The organism is Streptomyces sp. NPDC087270 (genome assembly GCF_044744625.1).
Classification (GTDB): Bacteria; Actinomycetota; Actinomycetes; order Streptomycetales; family Streptomycetaceae; genus Actinacidiphila.
Genome location: NZ_JBIUYR010000005.1, coordinates 376,028 through 396,971, shown reverse-complemented (window position 1 = coordinate 396,971; position 20,944 = coordinate 376,028). Strand labels below are relative to the sequence as shown.

At 72.7% G+C, this 20,944-nt stretch carries 14 protein-coding genes; 4 read left to right on the top strand and 10 right to left on the bottom strand.

Annotation, left to right across the window (positions count from 1 at the left end):
• Positions 1–108: 108 nt before the first annotated feature.
• A complete protein-coding gene (locus ACIPAE_RS13115) occupies positions 109–1,995 on the bottom strand; it encodes a non-ribosomal peptide synthetase (RefSeq protein WP_402444935.1) in 1,887 nt (628 codons plus the stop codon).
• A 113-nt stretch (positions 1,996–2,108) separates the two neighbouring features.
• Here ACIPAE_RS13115 and ACIPAE_RS13110 point away from each other — a divergent pair, with 113 nt between their 5' ends.
• Entirely contained in the window at positions 2,109–3,779 is a 1,671-nt protein-coding gene (locus ACIPAE_RS13110) for a PhpK family radical SAM P-methyltransferase (RefSeq protein WP_402444933.1), read from the top strand.
• Here ACIPAE_RS13110 and ACIPAE_RS13105 read toward each other — a convergent pair.
• From ACIPAE_RS13105 to ACIPAE_RS13095, 3 genes are all read right to left on the bottom strand, one after another.
• Positions 3,768–7,274 (bottom strand): condensation domain-containing protein, encoded by a 3,507-nt coding sequence (locus ACIPAE_RS13105; protein WP_402444932.1) that lies wholly within the window; start codon positions 7,272–7,274, stop codon positions 3,768–3,770. The two genes, ACIPAE_RS13110 and ACIPAE_RS13105, sit on opposite strands and share 12 nt — an antisense overlap.
• Complete coding sequence (locus tag ACIPAE_RS13100; protein ID WP_402444930.1) at positions 7,267–10,332, bottom strand: amino acid adenylation domain-containing protein; 3,066 nt, start codon at positions 10,330–10,332, stop codon at positions 7,267–7,269. Before ACIPAE_RS13100 ends, ACIPAE_RS13105 begins: the two co-directional genes overlap by 8 nt.
• Positions 10,333–10,428: 96 nt before the next feature.
• Positions 10,429–10,644 carry an MbtH family NRPS accessory protein gene (locus tag ACIPAE_RS13095; protein WP_366410789.1) on the bottom strand — a complete coding sequence of 72 codons (216 nt, stop codon included), beginning with the start codon at positions 10,642–10,644 and terminating at the stop codon, positions 10,429–10,431.
• 295 nt (positions 10,645–10,939) lie between these two features.
• On the opposite strand from ACIPAE_RS13095, the gene ACIPAE_RS13090 reads away from it, so the two are divergent.
• The 3 genes from ACIPAE_RS13090 to ACIPAE_RS13080 are packed head-to-tail and all read left to right on the top strand — an operon-like array spanning position 10,940 to position 13,669.
• On the top strand, positions 10,940–12,139 hold the full coding sequence (locus tag ACIPAE_RS13090; protein WP_329363097.1) for a cytochrome P450: 1,200 nt from the start codon (positions 10,940–10,942) through the stop codon (positions 12,137–12,139).
• A complete protein-coding gene (locus ACIPAE_RS13085) occupies positions 12,139–13,437 on the top strand; it encodes an MFS transporter (protein ID WP_402444927.1) in 1,299 nt (432 codons plus the stop codon). The genes ACIPAE_RS13090 and ACIPAE_RS13085 overlap by 1 nt, the downstream gene beginning before the upstream one ends.
• Positions 13,438–13,477: 40 nt before the next feature.
• Positions 13,478–13,669, top strand: coding sequence for a ferredoxin (locus ACIPAE_RS13080; RefSeq protein ID WP_402444925.1), 192 nt, complete (start codon positions 13,478–13,480; stop codon positions 13,667–13,669).
• Between the two features lie 122 nt (positions 13,670–13,791).
• Here ACIPAE_RS13080 and ACIPAE_RS13075 read toward each other — a convergent pair whose 3' ends face one another.
• From ACIPAE_RS13075 to dpgB, 6 genes are all read right to left on the bottom strand, one after another.
• Positions 13,792–14,949 carry a ParB/RepB/Spo0J family partition protein gene (locus ACIPAE_RS13075; protein WP_366410788.1) on the bottom strand — a complete coding sequence of 386 codons (1,158 nt, stop codon included), beginning with the start codon at positions 14,947–14,949 and terminating at the stop codon, positions 13,792–13,794.
• A gap of 107 nt (positions 14,950–15,056) precedes the next feature.
• Positions 15,057–15,935 (bottom strand): phosphotransferase family protein, encoded by an 879-nt coding sequence (locus tag ACIPAE_RS13070; RefSeq protein WP_402444924.1) that lies wholly within the window; start codon positions 15,933–15,935, stop codon positions 15,057–15,059.
• Positions 15,936–15,945: 10 nt separating this feature from the next.
• Positions 15,946–17,373: a condensation domain-containing protein gene (locus ACIPAE_RS13065; protein ID WP_402444922.1), complete on the bottom strand. Its 1,428-nt coding sequence runs from the start codon at positions 17,371–17,373 to the stop codon at positions 15,946–15,948.
• A 13-nt stretch (positions 17,374–17,386) separates the two neighbouring features.
• The gene (locus tag ACIPAE_RS13060; RefSeq protein ID WP_366410785.1) at positions 17,387–18,727 is read right to left on the bottom strand and encodes a PLP-dependent aminotransferase family protein; all 1,341 of its coding nucleotides are present in this window, start codon (positions 18,725–18,727) and stop codon (positions 17,387–17,389) included.
• Positions 18,724–20,226, bottom strand: a complete 1,503-nt coding sequence (locus ACIPAE_RS13055) for an enoyl-CoA hydratase/isomerase family protein (RefSeq protein ID WP_402444920.1) — start codon at positions 20,224–20,226, stop codon at positions 18,724–18,726. Before ACIPAE_RS13055 ends, ACIPAE_RS13060 begins: the two co-directional genes overlap by 4 nt.
• Entirely contained in the window at positions 20,223–20,942 is a 720-nt protein-coding gene (gene dpgB, locus ACIPAE_RS13050; protein WP_402444918.1) for an enoyl-CoA-hydratase DpgB, read from the bottom strand. Before dpgB ends, ACIPAE_RS13055 begins: the two co-directional genes overlap by 4 nt.
• Positions 20,943–20,944 lie beyond the last annotated feature (2 nt).

Below are 20,944 nucleotides of genomic sequence, written 5' to 3'. Positions count from 1 at the left end.
CGTACTCGCCCTACACATGGCCGGCGTTTTTCGACTCAACCCCGGTACCCCGGCGGCCCCCCCCGGGGGGGGCCCGTGCCCCCCCGGGGCAGGGGCCACCGCCGTCGTTCAGCGGACGGCCCGTCCGGCGCGCACCTGGTCGATGAGGGCTCCGAGCGTGGGGTGCCGCAGGAAGTCGCGCAGCCGCAGTCGCACGCCGAGGTCGTCGCGGACGGCGGCGACGAGCCGCCCCGCGAGCAGGGAAGTGCCGCCGGACAGCATGAAGTCGTCGGACGCCGAGGCGCTGTCGACCCGCAGCAGCGCCGTCCACATCCGCCGCACCTGTGCGGCCGCGTCGTCCTCCTCCGGGTCGCCGGCCGGGAGGCCGCTCCCGGCGCCGTCCGGCCGCCCGGCATCCGGCACCGGCGGGGCGGCCGGGGGGAGGACCGGAACCGGCAGCGCCCGCCGGTCCACCTTGCCGTTCGCGTTGCGCGGCAGCCGCTCCAGGCCGATCACCACCGCGGGCACCTCGTGTTCGGGCAGCCGTCGCAGCAGGAAGCGCCGCAGTCCGGCGGGCACCGTCGTGCCGGGCCCGTCCGTGCCGGCCACCACGTAGGCCACCAACTGGGTCCGGCCGTCCTGATCCGGGACGCCGACGACCTCCGCGGCCCGGACGTCCGGGTGTTCCAGGACGGCCGCCTGCACCTGGCCCGGCTCCACCCGGTGGCCGCGCACCTTCACCAGGTCCCCGGTCCGGCCGTGGTGATGCAGCATGCCGTCGCGGTCCAGGACGGCCAGGTCCCCGGTCCGGTAGACGCGCTCGCCGGGGACGGCGGGCCGGGGATGCGGCAGCAACCGCTCGGCGGTGAGCGCGGGGCGGTCCAGATAGCCCCGGGTGAGTTCGGGTCCGGCCACGAACAGTTCACCGACCCCGCCGGCCGGCATCGGCCGCATCGAGTCGTCCAGCACCATCACCCGCACGTCCGGCCAGCTCCGGCCGACCGGCGGCGGCGCGGACCTGCGGGCGTGGCCGGCGGTGTGGGAGGTGCATCTGCGCGTCCAGGGGACGAGGCCGCTGGTGACGCCGTTCGCCTCGGCCGACCCGTAGGAGACCGCGGTCTCGTACGGCAGGTGCGGCGGTGCCCAGCGCGCCACCCGGTCCCCGCCGACCGTCACCAGGCTCAGCGGGGTGTCCGACGGCCAGGGCAGCGCCATGAGCTCCTGGGCGGTCAGGGAGTTGAGGAACGCTTTGGTGATCCCCGTCGTGACGAGCCAGTCGCGCAGCTCCGCGGGGGAGGCGACGACGGCGGCGTCGGTGGTGTGCACGCTCGCTCCGTGCGCGAGGTAGGGCCACAACTCGCCGACGCCCGCGGACGAGCCCGGGGAGGCCAGCCAGCTCGCCCGGTCCGAGCCGTGCACGCGGTGCCCGGCCGCGTGGGTCGCGACGCAGTGGCTGACGGATCGGTGGGTGATCCCGGTGGGCTTGGCCTCGCCGGTCGATCCGGACGTGTGCACGACGTAGGCGAGATTGTCCGGGTGCACCGGGACGCGAACGGCCCGGTCCTCCGGCCCGCCGATGGCCGAGGCCGCCTGATCGACCGGCAGGACCTCGCAGCGGGCGGTCGCGGCGGCCGGGGGGAGCGCGGCGGGACGGGCCAGCAGGACCCGGGGCGGGGTCGCCGCCAGGAGTGCCGTGGTGCGCTGGTGCGGCCACCGGGGGTCCAGCAGATGAGCGGTGCCGGCGGACTTGAACACCGCCAGGAGCGCGACCAGCAGGTCCGCCGAGCGGTCCAGGTACAGCCCGACCGGTGTCTCGCGGCGGACGCCGCCCGCGCGCAGCACGCGGGCGAGCGCGTCGGCGCGCAGGTCGAGTTGGCGGTACGTCAGCTCCGACGAGGCGTCGGTGAAGGCGAGGCGGTCGGGGGTCCGCCGCGCCTGCGTCTCGATCAGCCGGTGCACCGGAGTCCTGCTCTGTTTCATTTCGTCCGACTCGGCGATGGTGGGTTGAGGCGTCATGATGATTCCTGCCTGTGACCGATTTTCGGGATGGGTCTCTTCGGCATCCGCCTTGTCCGTCGGCATGTTCCCTTGTTCCCGGCGCACCCGGACGCATGTGAGTGAGGTTGACGATGAACTCAAGTCTCGACTGCATGGTGATCGGCTACAACGACCCGCCGCTCTCGTTCCACGAGCACCGGTTGATGGCTCAGGAACCGAAATCCCCGGAACGCCGGGTGTTCATGCGTGAGCACCTCCTGGTGGACGGAGCGCGGCTGGCTCCGATGGATGTCATCAACCACTACGCGGAACGTTTCCAACCGGTCGGCGCCGATCCGTACTACCACGTGGGCGAAGTTCCCAATCTCGCCGCCGTGTATCTCACCAGCTACCTTCGCCGGCAGGGTTTCGACGCCGAGTACATCAGCCTGTTCCGGCCGGAGACCTCCCGGCTGGAGGAGGTGCTGGAGCATCGCCGGCCGAAGGTGGTGGCCATCACCACGACGTTCTACCTCATGCCGTGGCCGGTGCACGAGATCTGCCGGTTCGTCCGGGAGCGGTACCCCGAGGCCCATGTCGTCGTGGGCGGCCCGCTGGTGGACAACCTGGCCAACGATCTGTCGGCCGAAGCCCTCACGACCGTCTTCGAGTGGGTCGGCGCGGACTCGTACATCAGGGAGTCCCAGGGAGAGGAGTCCCTGGGACGCCTGGTCAGCGCGGTGCGGCAGGGCACGGAGCCGTCGGGCGTCCCCAACCTGTACACCCGGGCCGACACCGGCTTCCGGTTCACCCGCACGCGGCCGGAGGCCAACAGCCTCGACGCGTGCGCGATCGACTGGGGTCTGTGCGACCGGAGCGAGCTGGGCGCGACCGTGCAGACCCGCACCGCCCGCAGCTGCGCGTTCAAGTGCAGTTTCTGCGACTTCCCGGTGCGGGCCGGCGCCTTGAGCGTCGCCTCCGTGGAGACCGTCGAGCGGGAACTGCGGCAGCTCGCGGATCTGGGCACCCGGCATCTGGTCTTCGTGGACGACACCTTCAACGTGCCGATCGGCCGGTTCAAGGAACTGTGCCGGATGATGATCAGGAACGACTTCCCGTTCGAGTGGTATTCGTTCTTCCGCTGCTCGGCCGCCCGCGACACCGAGATATTCGATCTGATGTGGCGCAGCGGCTGCCGGGCGGTCTTCCTCGGTATCGAGACCGGTGACGACTCGGTACTGCGCAACATGGTCAAGTCGAGCAGCGGCGACCAGTACCGATTCGCCATGGAGCAGTTGCACGCGCGGGGGATAGCGACGTTCGCGTCGTTCATCTGCGGATTTCCCGGGGAGACCGAGCAGACGGTCCGGAACACCGTGGATTTCATCAACGAGACGCAGCCGACCTTCTACCGGTCCGAATTGTGGTTCTACAACCACCGTTCGCCGATCCACCAGCAGGCGGAGACCTTCGGCATCACCGGTCAGGGCTACGACTGGTCGCACGCCACGATGGACTCCGGGCGCGCAGCGGACGCGGCGGACGCCGTGTTCCGGGAGGTCACCGGCTCGGTGTGGATGCCCGGCTACAACTACGACTTCTGGGCCGTGCCGTACCTGCTCGGCAAGGGCCTGACGATGGCGCAACTGGTCGATCTCCACACCACCATGAGCCGCCTGATGGCGTTCAACGCCTCGCCGTTGACCGCGCCGGCCGAGCAGGCGCACCACCGGCGGAAGCTGGAGGAGTGGTTCCGCTCGGTGCGGATGGCGCCGCCCCGGTACCGGATGGCCCAGGACCGGTCCGTGTCCTCAGCGGTCTGAGCGGCTGCCGGCGTCCAGGACGGTGACGAGACGGTCGAGCCGGGCCCTGACGGTGTCCTCGTCCCACAGGTCGGTGGCGTACTCCAGGTCGAGGACCAGCCCCGAGGCCGTCTCCTGCACGAAGAGCGTGAGTTCGAAGCGGCTCACGTCCGCCGTGACCTTCGCCGGCTCCGTCCGGCAGCCGGCCAGGGACAGCGCCTGGAGCTCCGGCCGGACCTGCTGCACCGTGGCCTGGAAGAGGGGCATGCGGTCGAAACTGCGCCTGGCCCCGGCCGCCCGCACGATGTCGGCGAGGGGCAGGTGCTGGTGCTGGTAGGCGTCCAGGCAGACATCGCGGGTCCGTGCCAGCAGGTCCGGGAAGGCCAGCTCCGGGTCGTGGTCGACGCGCAGCGGAACGAAGCCGGCGAAGCAGCCCACCGTCCCTTGCACCTCCGCGGTCGGGCGGTTGTCGACCAGGGTGCCCAGCACGATGTCCCGCTGCCCGCTCCAGCGGGCGAGCACGGTCGTCAGCGCGGCGGTGACCGCCATGAACACCGTGGCGTGGCAGCGCCGCGCGAGGCCGGCCAGGCGCCGCACCACCGGCGCGGGAACCGTGCGGCGGCAGGAGGCGACCGACAGCGTGGCCCGCTTGCGGCCCGGCGCGATGGGAAGGCGGAGCTCGGCGGCACCGGCGAGGTTGCTCCGCCAGAACGCGGTGGCCGCCGCGCCGCGTTCGCCGGCCAGCCAGGCCCGCTCCCACCGTACGTAGTCGGCGTAGTGGGCGCCGACCGGGGCGGGTGCGGGCTCGCGGCCGGTGAGCTGGGCGGCGTAGAACTCGCCCAGGTCGTGGTGGACGACGCCCATCGACGTGCCGTCGGTGACGAGGTGGTGCAGCGTGCAGGACAGCAGGTGGTCCTCGGCGCCGAGCCGGATCAGCGTGGCGCGGACCAGCGGAGCGGTCCCCGTCTCGAACCTCGTGCCGGCGTCGATGCGGGCCAGCCGGACCGCCTGCGCGGCGCGCTCCGCCGCGGGCAGGTCCTCCACCGACAGCAGCGGCATCGCCACCGTGGCGGTGTCGCAGAAGTGCTGGCGGGGGATGTCGTCGACCGCCTCGAACCTGGCGCGCAGACCGGGGTGCCGGTCGATCGTCCGCTGGAGGGCGCGGTGCAGTGCGACGGCGTCCAGCGGCCCGCGTATCCGGTGCGCGAACGCGCTGTTGAAGTCGTCGGCGGCGCCGAGCATGAGGCGTTCGTTGACCCAGATCTGCTGCTGGGCGGCGGACAACGCCGGCTCGCGGTCCGATCGTTGCCCGGCAGGCGCGGTGGGGGCGGCGCCCGCCACGTCCTGGGTGCGGTCGCGCAGCCGCGCGGTGAGGGCGGCGGCGAGGTCGTGCACCGTCGGGTGGAGGAAGACGTCCCGTACGCCGACGGGAACGCCCAGCGCCTCGGTGAGCCGTACGGCCAGTTGCGCGGCCGCCATCGACCCGCCGCCCAGGGCGAAGAAGTCGTCGTGCGGCCCGACCGTCCTGCCGGGCAGGAGCAGGCTCCACACGTCGGTGAGGGTGCGTTCGAGTCCGGTGTTCGGCGGCGGGCCGGCCGTCCCGCGCGGCGTGGCCGGCAGCCGGGCCTCGTCGACGGTTCCGTCCGGCCGACGGGGGATCTGCGCCAGCACGGTCACCTCGGAGGGACCCCACATCCGCGGCAGCGCCGCCGCGAGGTCCCGCCGGAGGCCGGCCAGGTCCGCGGCGCCGGCCGGCGTCTCGGTCACCACGTACGCGACCGGTCGCGGGTCCTCGCCGTGGGGCGCGGTGAGCGCCGCGTCCCGGACCGCCGGCAGGCCGCGCACCACGTCCTCCAACTGGTCGAGCTGGACGTCGAGTTGGCCGAGCCTGATCCGGCGCCGGAGCGGTCCGAGCGTCTCGACGCGCCCGTCGGGCAGGCGGCGTGCGGTGCGTCCGGCGGGGGTCGGCGCCGGCCGGCCGTCGGGGCCCGCGACCAGCCGGTGCAGCTCACCGCACGCGCCGACGGGCAGCACCTTGCCGTCGCGGTCGAGGACCACCTCGTCCGCGGCCAGGGCGGTGGACACCTCCGGCGGAGGGAGCATCGCCACCGAGGCGAGCGGCTGGCCGGGGGCGCTCGCGGCGCCGCGGATCAGGCGCGCGAGGTGCGCGACGAACCGCGCGACGGTGTCAGGACCGAACAGGCCGGTGTCGTACTCGACGTGGACTGTCCACGCGCCGGCGTCGAAGACGTGTTCCATCATCAGGTCGAAGCGGGCCCGCGTCCTGGGGACCTCCAGCACGTCCCAGTCGAGGTCCGCGCAGGACAGGTGGGCGTAGTCGCGGTCCCAGATGGTGCAGACGAGCTGGACCAGCGGGGGATGGCTCGGGTCGTAGGCCGGCCGCAGGGCCGCCGCCAGCGCCTCCAGCGGGACCGCGCCGGCGTCGATGGCGTCGAAGACGGCGTCGCAGGCGGCGTCGAGGAGGCGGTCGACCGTGCTGCCGCCGTCGGGCCGCAGCCGTACCGGGACGAGGTTGGCGAACAGCCCGACGGTGCGGGAGAACCGCTCCGGCCGCGGATCGGTGGCGGTGCCCAGCAGCAGGTCGCCGCGGCCGGTACAGCGGTAGACCAGCGCGCCGGACATCGCGGCGAGCACCGCCAGCCGGCTTCCCCCGCAGCCGGCTGCCAGCCGGGTCAGCGCCTGACGGGTCTCCTCGTCCATCGGGAAGGCGTCGCGCCGGCCGCGGAAGTCCTTGACGGCGGGGCGCAGCCGGTCGGCGGGCAGTTCGGCGAGGGTCGGCGCTCCGGCGAGCGCGTCCGCGCGGCGGTCCAGCTCGTCCTGCCAGGCGGTCGCCCCGAGCAGGTGCTGCCGGCGGGCGTACGCGAGGTAGGACGGCGCGTCGGGCAGCGGGGGCGGGGCCGCGCCCCGGGCCGAAGCGGCGTACCACTCCACCAGTTCGCGCAGCAGCAGGCGCAGCGACCAGCCGTCGCAGACGAGATGGTGCACCGCGAGCACGAGGGCGTGGTCGTCGGGGCCGAGCCGGAACAGCGTCCAGCGCAGCAGCGGTCCGCGCGCGGTGTCGAAGGCGGCCTCGGTGCGCTGTCGGGCGAGCCCGAGCACCCGCTCCAGCCGTACGTCGGGCGGCACATGGCTCAGATCGACCAGGTCGTCGCCCCAGGGGTCGGCGTACCGGGCCGCCGCGGGCGCCGGCCAGACCGCCTGGACCGGCTCGCCGTCCTGGAGCGGGAAGGTGGTGCGCAGCGCCTGGTGGCGTCCGACGAGCGCGACCAGGGCCCGGTGCAGGTGCTCGGGCCGCAGAGTGCCGCTCAGCCGCAGCAGGCAGCCCTCGTTGTACAGGCCGGTCGGCGGGGCGTTCTGGTCGGCGAGCCAGATCTGGCGCTGCTGCGGGGACAGCGGGCCGGTGTCGACGGGGCTGACGTCGACGGGGCTGACGTCGAGGGGGCCGGTGTCGAGGGGACGGGAGCCGGGCGCCCGCCCGCCGCCCTCGTCACGCATGGGCCGGCCGGCCGTCCACCGCCGCCGCGATACCGAGCACCGTGGGTTCCTCGAAGAACTCCTGCGGCGTGAGGGTGACACCGAACGCCGACTGCACCCGGGACAGGATGCGGAGCACCTGGAGGCTGTTGCCGCCGAGCGCGAAGAGGTCCTCGTCCACGGGCGCGTCCTCCACCCGCAGCACCTCCCGGACGATCTCGCCCACCGCCTTCTGGGTCGCCGTCGGCAGCGGCGCCGCCTCGGGCTGCCCCGGCACCGTGCCGGCGGGCGGGAACGGCAGCGCGGACAGCGCGGCCATGTCGACCTTCCCGCTGCTGTTCGCCGGGAGGCTGTCCATCACCACGAGCGTGCCCGGCACCATGTACGGGGGAAGCCAGTCCGCGGTGAAGGCGCGGATGCCGTCGGCCGCCGCGCCGCCGCCGCGCACCTCGGCGTAGCCGACGATCTCGGTGTCCCCGTCGGGGGTGGTCACCGTGACGGCACAGGCACGGCTGACCTCCGGGTGCCGGCACATGGCCTGCTCGACCTCGCCCAGCTCCACCCGCATGCCGCGGACCTTCACCTGCCGGTCGGTGCGCCCGACGTACAGCAGGTCGCCGTCGGGCAGCCGGCGGACGAGGTCCCCGGTCCGGTACAGCCGCCCGCCACCGGCCGCACCGAACGGATCGGGCAGGAACGCCGCGGCGGTCGGCCCCGGCTGGGCGAGATAGCCGCGGGCCAGGCCCGCGCCGCCGAGGTACAACTCGCCCGCCACACCGACCGGTACCGGACGCATGCGTTCGTCGAGGACGTACGCACTGTGGTTGGCCAGCGGGCGGCCGATGGGCGGGTCGTCCTGCCCGGAGCCCGCGCAGACCTTCGCCACGACCTCGACCGTCGCCTCGGCCGGACCGTAACCGTTCACGAACCGCCGCCCGGGCGCCCACCTCGCGGTCAGCTCCGCCGAGAACGGCTCGCCGCCCACCGACATCACCCGCAGGTCGGGCAGGCCGTCCGGGTCCAGGGTCTCCAGCAGCGAGGGAGTGGTCATCAGCACCGTCGCCCGGCGTTCGCGCAGCACGGTCTGGAGGGCGCCGGGCGTGAGCTTGGTGTCGTCACCCGCGATGTGCACGCTCGCCCCGATCAGCAGGGCGGCGAAGATCTCGAAGACCGACACGTCGAACCACAGCGCCGCGCACTGGGCGATGCGGTCGTCGGCGGACAGCTCGAAGAAGTCCTGCACCATGTCGACGAAATGGGTCAGGGCGGCGTGCTCGATCATCACCGCCTTGGGCCGGCCGGTGCTGCCCGAAGTCGGAATGACATAGGCCAGGTTGGCGGCGGACAGCGGGACCCGGGGGCCGGCGCCCGCCCCCGCGGGCAGGTCGGGCCCGACGAGGTCGAGGGCGACGACCCGCGCGGCCCGGCCGGGCAGCCGCTCCGCGAGCCGCGAGTGGGTCAGGACCGTGCGCACGTCCGCGTCCTGGAAGAGCGCCTCCATCCGGTTGACCGGCATGGCCGGGTCCACCGGCAGGTACGCGGCACCCGCCTTGATCGTCGCCAGCACGGCCACGATCGCGTTGACCCCCCGCTCGTACACGATGGCGCACCGGTGCTCCGGGCGGACACCGATGGCGACCAGGTGCGCGGCGAGCGCGTTCGTGCGCCGGTCCAGCTCCGCGTACGTCAACGTCCCGCCGTGGTCGTCCGCCACGGCGATCCGGTCGCCGTACCGCCCGGCCGCTTCGGCGAACCGTTCCGGCACGGTGCCCGTCCGGTAGTCCCGGAGCGGACCTCTGGCCACCTCCGGCAGCGCCGACTCCCGCGCGGTGACGATGCTCAACTCGCCCACCCGGACCCCGGCCGGGTCGGCCGACGACTGGCGCAGCACCTGCTCGAAGCGTTCCAGCAGCAGCTCCGCGAGTCCGGGCCGCAGGGACCCGGGGCGGTACGCCAGGGCGAGGAGCGGGCCGGACCGCCCGGCCACCTCGTCCCGCGCACCCAGCTCCACGGTGAGGGTGAGGTCGGCGCCGATGTCGTGGTACTCGGGCAGCCGGGTGGTGACCGCCACGCCCGGGACCCAGGGGTCTTTGTCGTGGCCGGGCACGACGGAGACGACGGCCCGCGGGGCGAGGTCGCCGACGGCGTCCCGGTAGGCCGCCGACGGCGTGCCGGCGTGCGAGGCGAGGGCCGCGCCTTCCTCGACGGCGTTCCGGCACCGATCGGCGAGTTGGGCGGGCGTCGCGGAGGCGGTCAGCGCGAGCCGGACCGGCACGACGACGAGCGGGGCCCCGCCGCGCGTCCCGTCCGCCCGCGGTGAACCGGCGTCGCAGCGGTACGGGCCGGTACCGAACAGCAGGTCGCGCTGCCCGCTGTGCCGGTGCAGCCAGGCCGCGAACGCCGCCTGCACCAGGGCCGGTTCGTCGACACCGAGCCGGGCCGCGGCCCGGCCGAGCGAGGCGGAGACGTCCGGCGCCAGAGGGCGGGTCGCGATGCGGGTGTCCGTGCGTCCGGCGTTCGTGCCGGCGTGCTCGGCCGGAAGGCCCAGCCGTTCGGCGCCCTTGAACGCCTCCGCCCACCGGCGCACCTGTTCGGCGCCGCTGTCACCGCCCGGCTCCGCGGAGCGCGGCGTCCCGGGGCCGGCCGGCCGCTCCGGGGAGACGCCGGGCTGGCCGGGGCCGCCTGCCGCGGGCTCTCCGCGGTAGTGGCGCGACAGGTCCCGCAGCACGCTCGCGCGGCGCGGTGCCCAGGCCCCGGGCGCGGCCACGACGAGCACGTGGCGATCCGGCGCGAGGACGCACACGGCCGTCCGCGCCGGGGCCTCGGCGGCCACTCCCGCGAGCGCGCCGCTCTCCTCGCGCCGGACCCGGTCGACCGCGTCGTCCTGCTCGGCGGCCGGCAGGTGCCTCAGGTCCAGCGTGCGGGTCATGGCCGGCTGCCCCACGGGCGGGTTCCGCAACGTCACCCGCAGGGTGCGTTGCAGGGCCTGGGAGTCCAGCGGGCCGGTCAGTTCGACCGCCCAGGACAGGACGGACGTATCGGGGGTGTCGTACCGGTCGGTCGCGTCAGCGCTTCGCATGGTCTTCCCGTCTCACGGTTCCAGTCGGCTGCGGGCGGCGGCACCGGGAACCGGTGCTCACCGGGTGCTCCGTCGCGTTCGTCGCCCCGTGGGCGGTCAGTCGTCGGGGTGCTCGCTCATCCAGCGGCGCAGACTGAGCGGCCGCATGTCGGTCCACAGCTCGTCGATGCGGGCCAGGCATTCCTCGCGTGGAGCCGGATCGCCCACGGAGTGCCATCCCGCGGGCAATTCGCGATCACTCCACCAGATCGAATACTGCTCCTCGTCGTTGCGTACCACGAGATAGAACTCTGTGGTCTTCGCATCGAACATGAATCGCCTCCAGAAATCATCGACCCCGGAAAACAACTTCAGCCATGTTCGTGGCACCGGATCGCCGGGTCAACCGTCGTGCCGCCGGCGCGCGGTGGAATCCGGGCGGGCCCGCCCGGTGTCCGTTCGGAGCACGACAACCCGGCGGTGTTCGTGGCATTGTTCGGCATCGGCGAGGCACTCCGCCCCGGTCCCCGGCACCTGTTGAGCTGCGTGGACCCGATCGGAAGACCGCCATGTCCGACTGCCGCTACGGACCGGAGGGCCGACGATGGACGTCAAGGACATCGATCTCATGGATTCGACCATGTTCACCACTCCCCGTGCGCTGCAAGTATTCGCGACACTGCGCAGAAAAGCACCGGTGCACTGGCACCGGGCGCCTGACGGCGGAACCGGATTCTGGGTGATCTCCCGTTATCACGACGTGGTCCACGTGCTGCGGCACCCGGAGATCTTCAGTTCCGAATTCGGCAACATCCTGCCGACCCGGGTGACCCGTGACCCCACCGCGGGACTGATGACGTTCACCACCGACCCGCCGGTCCACACCCGGCTGCGGTCGGTGTTCACGCCCTCGCTGACCGCCCGTTCGGTCGAGAGCATCCGCCCGATGATCCACGACATCGTCGAGGAGATCGTGGACGAGGTCGCGACGGGTGAGTCCTTCGACTTCATGGCGCAGGTCGCCGAGCGGCTGCCGATCGCCGTGTCCTGCGGGCTCATGGGGGTGCCGCGGGAGGACTGGCGGCTCGTCACGAACCTCACGCACGTCTCGCACGGCGTCAAGGACCTCAACCTGGTCGCTCCGACCACCAGCAGGAAGGGTTCCTCGGAGGCGAACCTCGAACTGCTCGCGTACTTCGGCGACCTCGTCCTCCAGCGGCGGCGCAGCCCCCGCGACGACCTGGTGACCAGGGTCGCGCAGGGCGAGGCCGCCGGCGGCGGGCTCTCCGACGAGGAGATCGCGGTCAACTGCTTCGCGCTGACGCTCGGCGGGTTCCAGGCCGACCGCAACGCGATGGGCGGCGGTCTGCTCGCGCTGATGGAACACCCCGACCAGTACCGGCAGTTGGTCGACGACCGGTCGATCATGCCGACGGCGATCGACGAGATCCTCCGCTGGACGACCCCGACCCTGAACCTCGCCCGGGTCGCGCTCGCCGACACGGAGGTCGCGGGGGTGCCGATCAAGAAGGGCGACCGGGTCAGCGTCTGGCTGTACTCGGCCAACCGCGACGAGAGCATGTTCGAGGACCCGCACCTGTTCACCGTCACGCGGCACCCGAACCGGCACCTGAGCTTCGGGAACGGCTCGCACTACTGCGTGGGCACGAACGTGGCCCGGCTGGAGATGGGCACCTTGCTCAACTCGCTCATCGACCGCGGCCTGCGCCCGTACCCGACAGCGGAGCCGACCCGCATCACGTCCTACTTCCAGCAGGGCCTCAAGCGCCTTCCCATCCGCCTGGCCGCCGACGACCAGGCCGCGTGATGGCCACCGGGGAAGCCCAGCGGGAGAAGCCGGCGGTCGAATCGCTGCGCGGGCAGAGCGACTTCCTCAGGCTCTGGACGGGGCAGTCGATCTCCACGCTGGGCAGCAGCATCTCCAGCGTCGCGCTGCCCCTGGTGGCGGTGGTCACGCTCGGCGCCTCGACCATGCAGATCAGCGTGCTGACGTTCTTGCAGACGCTGCCCGCCCTCCCGCTGTCGCTCTTCGTCGGGGTGCTGGTCGACCGGGTCAGCCCGCTCAGACTGCTGATCGTCTCGGACCTCGGGCGCGGTGTGGCCGTCGGCGCCATCCCGGTGCTGGCCTACGCCGGCCTGCTCCGCGTGGAGGTGATGTACGTCTGCATGTTCGTCATCGGGGTGCTCAGCACCGTCTTCGACATCTCCTACGGGGCGTACCTGCCGCGCCTGCTGCCGCAGTCGCTGCTGATCGCGGCCAACAGCCGGATGGAACTGACCCGTAACGTGCTGAGCCTGACCGGCAAGGGCGTGGCCGGCGCGGCCATCGCCGTGATGCGCATCCCGTTCGTCGTGGCCGCCGACGCGCTGTCGTACTTCTGCTCGGCGCTCAGCCTCGTGCTGATCCGCCGCAGGTCCGCCGACCCGTCCGGATCGCCGAGCCCCGCCAGGCCGGCGCCCCGGCAGGTGATACGCGAGATCAGGGAGGGCGTCACGGCGGTGTTCGGCAACCGCTATCTGCGTCCGGTGACGGTGAACGCCGCACTGTCCAACTTCCTGACCCAGGTCGTGCTGACGCTCTTCGTCCTGTACGCGACGCGGGACCTGGGGCTGAGCGGCGGATGGATCGGCCTGGTCTTCGCCGGGGGAAGCGTCGGCGGCGTGGTGAGCAGCCTCCTGCTGCCGCGGCTGGTCGAACGGTTCGGGTACGGGCGGGCGTTCCTCGGCTTCATGGTGTGCCTGCGGGCCGGGCTGCTGTGCGTCGGCCTCGTGCACGGCCCGCAGCCGCTGCTGATCGCCGGGTTGACGGTCCTCTGGTTCGTCTCGCTGCTCGGGCTCGTCGGGTCGAACATCTGCCTGGCCGCCCTGCGGCAGGTGGCCGTTCCCGACGAGCTGCGCGGCCGGGCCAACGCGGCGATCATCACGCTCATCGCGGGAGTGACACCGCTCGGCGCGATCCTCGCGGGTGTGCTCGGCTCGGCGATCGGCGCGCACCGCACGATCCTCGGCGTGACCCTGCTGATGCCGCTGCCGCTCCTGCTGGTGGTCTTCTCGCCGATCCGGCGACTGGTCTCGGTCACCGAGACGGCACCGCAGCGGTCCTGAACGGCCCGACCCGACATCCGTCCGACCCAGGAGGTGACCCATGCGCATCGAGGTCTTCCGGGAGCGCTGCTGCGGCTCCGGCTACTGCACCGCGGCCGCACCCGAACTCTTCGACCAGGACCCGGCCGAGGGGCGGGTGCTGCTGCTGGCGCAGCGGCCCACCCCGGACCAGGAGGCGGCCGCCCGCAGCGCCGCCGACGAGTGTCCGACGATGGCCATCGAGATCAGCTGAGACGTCCGGCCGGCGGGCCCGAAGCGCCCGAAGGACCTGAAATGCCCTGCCGGTGCCGCGCGTTGGAGTATGCGGTGTGCAAGTGCGGCTTTTCCGCGGCTGCACACCGCAGGACGCCCGCATCACCGCGCCGGCCGCTGTACGGGCTCGCGCTCGGTCCGGACCGACGTCTCCAGCAGGCCCGCGAGATCCAGCCAGTCCTGCGCGTAGATCCTGAAGAGCGTGGCAACGGCCGTCACACGGTGCTCGGGAATGGTCTCGATCACCTTGCGGCGCAGCGCGAGCGCGGGCCGCAGGCCGAGCAGCCGCAGCAGGTCGCGGCCGCTGGCGCGGTATCTGAGCGTCGGGTCCTGCCGCAGCTCCTGAAGGATCGACTCGGCGTCCTTCGCCGGCACATCGGCCGACGCCGCACCGGCGCGCGCCGCCGTGCGCGGTCCACCGGTCTCCTTGCCCGTCTCGGCGAGCGCCGGTGTGCGCGGCTGGAGCGGGACGAGGCCGCGCACCGTCGCGGGCTTGCCGCGGTCCATGCTGTCGCGGACCCGGCGGACGGTCCCGGGCGAGACCCCCGCCCACTTCGCGATCTGGCGCAGCGCCGCCTGGGGGTGCGCGCTGAGGAGTTCGGAGGTGGTCTGCCGTCTGGCGGCACCGTCCACCGGCCGGACCCGTCCGTCCAGGCCGATCCGCCGGGTCTGCGCCGGCAGGTCCTCGGCGTGACGGTGCCTCAGCGCCCGGACGGTCTTGTCCGACACACCCGCCGCGCCGCCGATCGCGCGGTCGGACCACTCGGGGTGCAACTCGATGATCCGCAGTGCCGCGGACTTGCGGTCCGCCAGGGTCAGGGGGAGGCCGTGCGAGACGTTGGCGGCCACGCCGCGCAGGAACGCCTCCGCGTCCGAGATGTCCAGCAGCCGGGCCTCGATCTCCGTGCGCCCTTGGAGCTGTGCGGCCCTCAGCCGGTGCATACCGTCGATGACGCGCATCGAACTCGCCTGCACCAGGATGGGAGGCAGTTTTTCCGTGGATTCCGACAGAATTCTGACGTGTGCTTCGTCGACCCCGGCCGCTCTGATAGGTTCACCGACAGTTATTTCGTCGAGGCGTACACGGGTGACGTTCCCCGATTCTGCCCCGACAATTCCGCGATCCTCCCCGCCCAGCAAGCCGTACCTCCATGATTCGAAGGGCCGAAGATCGCCTGTCCGAGAAAGACCTACGGAGAGTGATAATCCGCCCTGGGTTCCGCGCCCTCCTGGTCTGCTGAAAATAGATGCCCGGATCATGTTCGCACAACCCTGCGGATGTCGATTTTAGCGACGGGTTGTCAAATCCCTTGTCAGCTCACTTTGTTTCCAGTTTCCCTTTCTGTCGAATTGCCGACCTTTGCACTTCACCGCGGCCGGCCCGGCGATGCGGATATGTCCCGAATATGACCCACCGCCTCGTGGGCCCAGGCCCCGAGCAGGGGCAGGACCTGGTCGGGAAAGAGCTCGCTCTGCGCCTCGACCGCCCAGTTGAGGCGCAGCAGCCAGTGCACCGCGACCGTCGTCGAGTCGACGAACGGGTGCGGATCGATCCCCGCCGCGACCAGCAGGGAGACCAGGTCGACCTCCGGAGGGGCGAGGATCGGCCGCTGCCAGTCGATCAGCCGGTAGCCGTCCGGGGTGACGAAGATCTGGTCCGCCTTCAGGTCCCCGTGCGCCAGGCGGGAGCCCTCCTCGAGCAGCGCCTGGACCGGGGCCGACGCCGCCCACGCCCGCACATGGTCCAGGTCGTCCGGTCCGGTGCCGGCGAGCCGCCCCCGGGCCAGCAGCCCCGACCATCGGCCCAGCAGCCGGTCGACCGCCTCCGACCAGGCCCCGGGCGAGCCGACGTCCAGGTACGACGGCGGTTCACCGCCGATCTCGCCGATCAGGGCGATGACCTTCCGGGCGTGCGCGACGAGCCCGTCCGCGTCGTGCTCGGTCTGCGACAGCAGGGGCGCCGCGATCCAGTCGAGGGCCATCATCCGCACCCGGCCGAGCCGTCCGAGGTCGCGGTGGGCCGGCAGGAGCACGGAATCCGCCGCCGCGTAGAACTCCGGCTCGACGGAGGGCGGCAACTGGGCCTTGTAGACGAGTCTCCTGCCGTCCGCGAGGCGCACTTCCTCGACGCAGGAAAGGGGCCACGCCTGGATCACGCGGCGTTCCGCGGGGCGAGCGCCGAGCAGCCGCTCCAGTTCGTCGTCCGAGTACAGCAGAAGGTCGGTGAAAACAGGGTGGTTCGGCATGACGGGAATCTTATGCGAGAGCAAGGCACCGGCGGGCGAGAGAAAGCGTATCGACATGAGGGTCGCGGGCCGCTTCCGTCAGCACCGACTCCACCGCCCGCAGGATCTGTGTCGGACCCACCGGGAAGAAACGGCGGTCCAGATAGAGAAAGACCTCCGCCACGGGTGCGACCCGTGCCACCGTGAAGAGAAACTTCGATTCCCTGTCCGGTTCGCCGTCCGGCATCCGGCGGTATACCGAGCCGCCGTCGCAGCAGGCCGCGTCGTGGTCCGGGCCGCCGCGTGCGGTCAGGCCCCGTGCCGCCGCCACGGCTCCCGTCTCATGGTCCGGCACCGGGCCGATCGGCTGGCTGACGTCGTTCAGGAACACGCACTGCTTGAACTCCTCCCCCCGGTCCCGAAGCGCGGAGTCGATCACGCCCTCCATCTCGTCCGGGTTGCACTGGCTGTACTGGACGGCCTGGAGCGAGGCCGCGGCCGCCCGCAGGAAGTGGGCTCGGATCGGTCCGGGCTCCACCTTCAGCCGGAACAGTCCGTTCAGGTTCAGCGTCGCCACCGAGTACCGCGCCTGGCGCCGGAACCTCGTCACCACCAGGCTGCGCAGAGCGAGATCGGACTCGCCCAGTGCGGCCGACAGCACCAGGGACACCGCCCCGGCGAGCACCGCGGGACTGCTCACCTTGTCGCGCACCACGATGTCCCGTACGGCGCGGGCGATGCGGTGCGAGTGCACGCTTCCGCGCTCCGCCAGCGTCTTGCTCTCGGGGCCGCCGGCGAACATGACCGACGGGACCTCGTCGAAGGCCCGCTGCCAGAAGCGCAACGTCCGCCGTGCGGCCAGCAGGCCGGCTTCCGATCGTTCGAACTCCGCCCGCTCCAGGGGCTGTTCGGACTGCCCGGCGTAAGAGCGCAGCGCGCCGGGACCCTTCGTGAGGAGCTCGTCCACCATGCGCCGGACGATCTCCACGCTCCAGCCGTCGACGGCGACGTGCGAGAACGCCGCGGCCACCTTCACCACCTGTCCGCCCGACGTCACGATGCCCAGACGCAGCGGGACATCCGTCGCGAGGTCGAAGGAAGTACCCAGAAGCCGCGCGAGCAGGAGCTTGGTGTGCTCGGCCGGCGCATCGGAGCCGGCGTCGCTGAGCACGACCGGGACCTCCCCCGAGCCGTGGACCTCCTGCCGCGGCCAGTCGCCGTCACTGCGAAAGGTCGTGCGCAACGTCTCGCACGCGGTCAGCAACTCCTCGAAGGCGGCGAGCACATCGTCGACGCGGACGCCCGGCGGCACCGACCACACGCACGGCAGGTTCCGCCGGTACGCGGTCTCGCCCTCCCAGCGGATGACGGACCAGATCGCGTACTGCGACCAGGTCATGGGGCCGCTGCGCCGGTCGAGGCCGGAGAACCGGAGCACCAGCCTGCGTTCCGCGTCCATCGTGATACCTCCGTCATGGCGTGACACGTGGTGTTGCGCCCCCGGGCGCCGGCAGGCCGGCGAGGAAGCGGGCCAGCCGGGTCGCTCCCTCCCGGATGCGCTCGGGGGTGAGATAGCTGCACGACAGGCGCAGTTCGTTGTCCCCGCCGCCGCCGATCCAGAAGGGGGACATCGGGGTCCACAGCACTCCGTAGCGGGCCGCGGACAGTTCCAGCAGGGCGGTGTCCACCGGAACCGGCAGCCGCATGCGGACGAAGAAGCCCCCGGCCGGCCGCTGCCACACCGGACCGGGGGGTTCCGCGGACGCCTCGCGGGTGTCGAACCGCCCCGCGGGTCCGACGTGGCGTTCCAGGGCGGCCAGCAGCGCTCGCAGGTTGCCGCGGTAGAAGGCGGACCGCCGGGCGGTGAACGGGGCCAGCGACCCGCCGTGTTCCAGCAGCATGCCGCCGATCACGGCCTGGCACAGCGGCGAGGTGTTCACCGTGACGGCCCCCTTGAGCGCCGCGAGGTGGTGGGCCAGCGGCCGGCTGCCCTCCGGCCCGCGGGTCCGCTGGTCGGCCAGCACGTATCCCACCCGGGTGCCGGGCAGGCACACCTTGGAGAAGGTCCCGAGATGGATCACCGACTCGTCCTGGTCCAGGGCCTTCAGCGGCGGCAGGACGTCGCCGCCGGCCGCGGTGAAGCCGTACGCGCTGTCCTCGATGACGAGGAACCCCTCACGGGCGGCGGTCTCCAGCAGGCGCCGCCGGGAGGGCAGGTCCATCCGGGTACCCGAGGGGTTGGCGAAGTCCGGTGCCACGTACAGGGCCCGGACGCGCCGGCCGCGGCGACGCTCGTCCGCGCAGACCTGTTCGAGCCGGCCGAGGTCCGGGCCCGCGCCCATGTCCTCGACCGGTACGACCGGGATGTCCAGGAACCGGGCCGCGCCGGTGATCCCGACGTAGGCGGGGTCGACCACCGCCAGGACGTCCTCGGCCGATCGGCACAGCGCACGGAGGGTCAGGAGCATGGCCTCCTGGGCGCCGGCGGTGATCACCACGCTGTCGGGCCCGCAGGTGATGCCCAGGTCCGTGCGCAGCGCCTCGGCGACCAGATCGTTGATCAGCCCGCGGGCAGGCCCGTACTCGTAGAGCAGCAGCCGGGCGGCGGCTCGGTCGAGGCCCCGTTCGCGGGCGAGGTGGCCGACGTAGCGGTCGAGCAGCGCGGGGATGTCGAGGTCGGCGAAGAAGTCGGGGTGCGGCGCTCCGGGGGCGAACGAGATCGCCGTCGGATGGCGCGCCATCACCTCGTTGAGGTCGCCGACCGCGGACAGCGCCGGGTCCGACACGGCGGGATGCAGCTCACGGGCACTCACGCGCACGGGCCCCGACCTCGTTCCGCGGCGGGACGGCCCGGCAGCGACCGGGTCAGCTTGTCGATCACGTCCGGGCTGTTGACGCGTACGGCCTGGGCGTAGGCGAACTCCGCCATGTAGGTGCGGAACAGGTCCAGGGGTTCCTCGGCCGCCACCAGAGCGTGCTTGTTCGCGACCACGGCGGGGTCGGCCAACCGCGCCGCCGCCGCCTCGACCGCGGCTGTCACCTGTTCCGGCGGCACCACCTCGTCGCACAGCGCGCGGGCTTCCGGTTCGGTCGCGGCGATGCGTCTGCCGGACAGGACGACCTGCCGCGCCAGCCGGCCGCCGACCAGCCGCGGCAGCCGCAAGTCGGCGGCTCCGGGGATGATGCCCTCCTGGGCCGCGGGCAGGCTGAAGTAGGCGTCGGCGGCGGCGATCACCACGTCGAAGACGAGCAGGAGTTGCATGCCGCCGCCGATGGCGAAGCTGTCCACGGCCGCGATCCACGGCTTCTGCGCGAACCGGGGCGGGGCGAAGGGGTCGGCGGAGGCGTCGGCGGAGTGGCCGGCGAAGGTGCCGCCGGAGGACCTGGCGAAAGGATCGGCGGGGGACCCGGCGGGGGGCTCGTCCAGCACGCCGCGGAGGATCTTGCTGACGTAGCCCAACTCCCGGCCGAGCAGGAAGTCCACGAAGGAGATCTGCCCGCGGTGGAGGTGGCGCAGGTTGATGCCGGCGCTGAAGACGCGCCGCCCCCGGTGCCGGGGATGGTCCATCACCCCGCCGCGGAGCACCCCGACCTTGATCCGGTCGTCGCACAGCGCCAGGTCGACGGCCGTCTCCATGGCGTCGCCGAGCGCGTTGTCCTCGGCATTGAGGCAGTAGCCGTTCGTCACGGTCAGGTGCGCCGCCGTGCCCCGCCGTTCCACCCGCACGGACCCCAGGTCCATGCGGTCGGTACGGCGGAAACGGGGCAGCAGGTCGAGGGCGCGCGGTGACGGCTGGAGCATCGAGGTCAGCAGGTGGCGGCCGGCCGTGGGCGCGCGCAGCACTCCGCGTACGAAGATCCCCTGGTCGATCTCCGACCCGTCCTTGTCCGCCTGCGCCAAGGCGGCCTGCTCGGCCATGTGCGCACGGGTGGGTACCAGGCCCGGGTAGCGGTCGGCGGCGCGGTGCAGGAGGTCCGCCAGCCGTGGACGGGCGGTACGGCGGTCGGTCAGCTCGTCGTACACCGCGTCGGCGTGGCGGCCGATGAAGCGTGCGCGCAGTGCGCGGCATGCGTCCTGGACGGACGGCGCGCACTGCGCGACCTCGCCTGCCCCCTCGCCCTCGCCCTTGCCTTCGCCCTCGCCCTCGCCGCTCCCGTGCGCGGCCTTCGGTCGTGGTGGGGGCAGTTCGGCCGCGGCGGCGATGTGGGCGTGCAGCGCTTCCGCGTCCTTCGCGAGGCCGGCGGTGAACTCCGGTGCGCCGGCGAGCCAGTCCGCGGTTCGCCGGTACCGCACGGTCTCGGTGCCGGTCATCGGCCGCCGCCCGTGGGCGGCAGCGGCGTCACCGGCCGGCGCCGCCCGAGGCGGCGCAACTCGCGGTCGCAGGCACTGAGATGGGCACCGAGCGCGTCCTCGTAGGGGGAGGAGGCGGCCTCCCGGATCAGCTGGCGGCGCACCGCGACCTCGGCGCCGGCCAGTTCGCCGAGGAGGACGACCGCCGCCCGTACCGCCGCGTCCGTGTCCGCGCGGCACTCGTCGACGACTCCCGCCTCGAGTGCCTGGCGGGCGGACAGTTCGTGCCGCCACAGCACCAACTGGCGGGCGTGCGCGGGGGACACCTGCTGGGCCAGCCGGAACACGGCTGTGCCCGGCCAGAGTTGACCGGCGTTGACGGGCAGGCGCAGCCGCAGGTCGGCGCCGGCTATCCGGTAGTCGGTCGCCAGGAGGAGGTCGAAGGCGGCCCCCGCGCAGGTCCCTTCGGCAACGGCGATGGTGACCGCGGGGAGCCGTTCGAGCCGGCGCACGGCACGCTCCCAGCGGTTCACCTCCTGGATGGTGACGTCACCGGGCCACCCTTCCCCCGGCGTGCCACCGTCGACGAGCCTCAGCACCAGGCACCGGCGGTCCGCCTCGGCCTGCTCGCAGACCTCCCGTACGGCATCGGTCAGTACGGGGAGCGGGTGCCCGGCGCCGATCCGCAGTACCCGCTCGGGATGCTCGTGGCGGCTGCTCGTGTCGTGTTCGTACATGT

What these genes read in the sequence shown, in the direction of transcription:
- ACIPAE_RS13115 (WP_402444935.1), bottom strand. Translation starts at nt 1,995, where the DNA reads ATGACGCCTCAACCCACCATCGCCGAGTCGGACGAAATGAAACAGAGC.
- ACIPAE_RS13110 (WP_402444933.1), top strand. Translation starts at nt 2,109, where the DNA reads ATGAACTCAAGTCTCGACTGCATGGTGATCGGCTACAACGACCCGCCG.
- ACIPAE_RS13105 (WP_402444932.1), bottom strand. Translation starts at nt 7,274, where the DNA reads ATGCGTGACGAGGGCGGCGGGCGGGCGCCCGGCTCCCGTCCCCTCGAC.
- ACIPAE_RS13100 (WP_402444930.1), bottom strand. Translation starts at nt 10,332, where the DNA reads ATGCGAAGCGCTGACGCGACCGACCGGTACGACACCCCCGATACGTCC.
- ACIPAE_RS13095 (WP_366410789.1), bottom strand. Translation starts at nt 10,644, where the DNA reads ATGTTCGATGCGAAGACCACAGAGTTCTATCTCGTGGTACGCAACGAC.
- ACIPAE_RS13090 (WP_329363097.1), top strand. Translation starts at nt 10,940, where the DNA reads ATGGATTCGACCATGTTCACCACTCCCCGTGCGCTGCAAGTATTCGCG.
- ACIPAE_RS13085 (WP_402444927.1), top strand. Translation starts at nt 12,139, where the DNA reads ATGGCCACCGGGGAAGCCCAGCGGGAGAAGCCGGCGGTCGAATCGCTG.
- ACIPAE_RS13080 (WP_402444925.1), top strand. Translation starts at nt 13,478, where the DNA reads ATGCGCATCGAGGTCTTCCGGGAGCGCTGCTGCGGCTCCGGCTACTGC.
- ACIPAE_RS13075 (WP_366410788.1), bottom strand. Translation starts at nt 14,949, where the DNA reads ATGATCCGGGCATCTATTTTCAGCAGACCAGGAGGGCGCGGAACCCAG.
- ACIPAE_RS13070 (WP_402444924.1), bottom strand. Translation starts at nt 15,935, where the DNA reads ATGCCGAACCACCCTGTTTTCACCGACCTTCTGCTGTACTCGGACGAC.
- ACIPAE_RS13065 (WP_402444922.1), bottom strand. Translation starts at nt 17,373, where the DNA reads ATGGACGCGGAACGCAGGCTGGTGCTCCGGTTCTCCGGCCTCGACCGG.
- ACIPAE_RS13055 (WP_402444920.1), bottom strand. Translation starts at nt 20,226, where the DNA reads ATGACCGGCACCGAGACCGTGCGGTACCGGCGAACCGCGGACTGGCTC.
- dpgB (WP_402444918.1), bottom strand. Translation starts at nt 20,942, where the DNA reads ATGTACGAACACGACACGAGCAGCCGCCACGAGCATCCCGAGCGGGTA.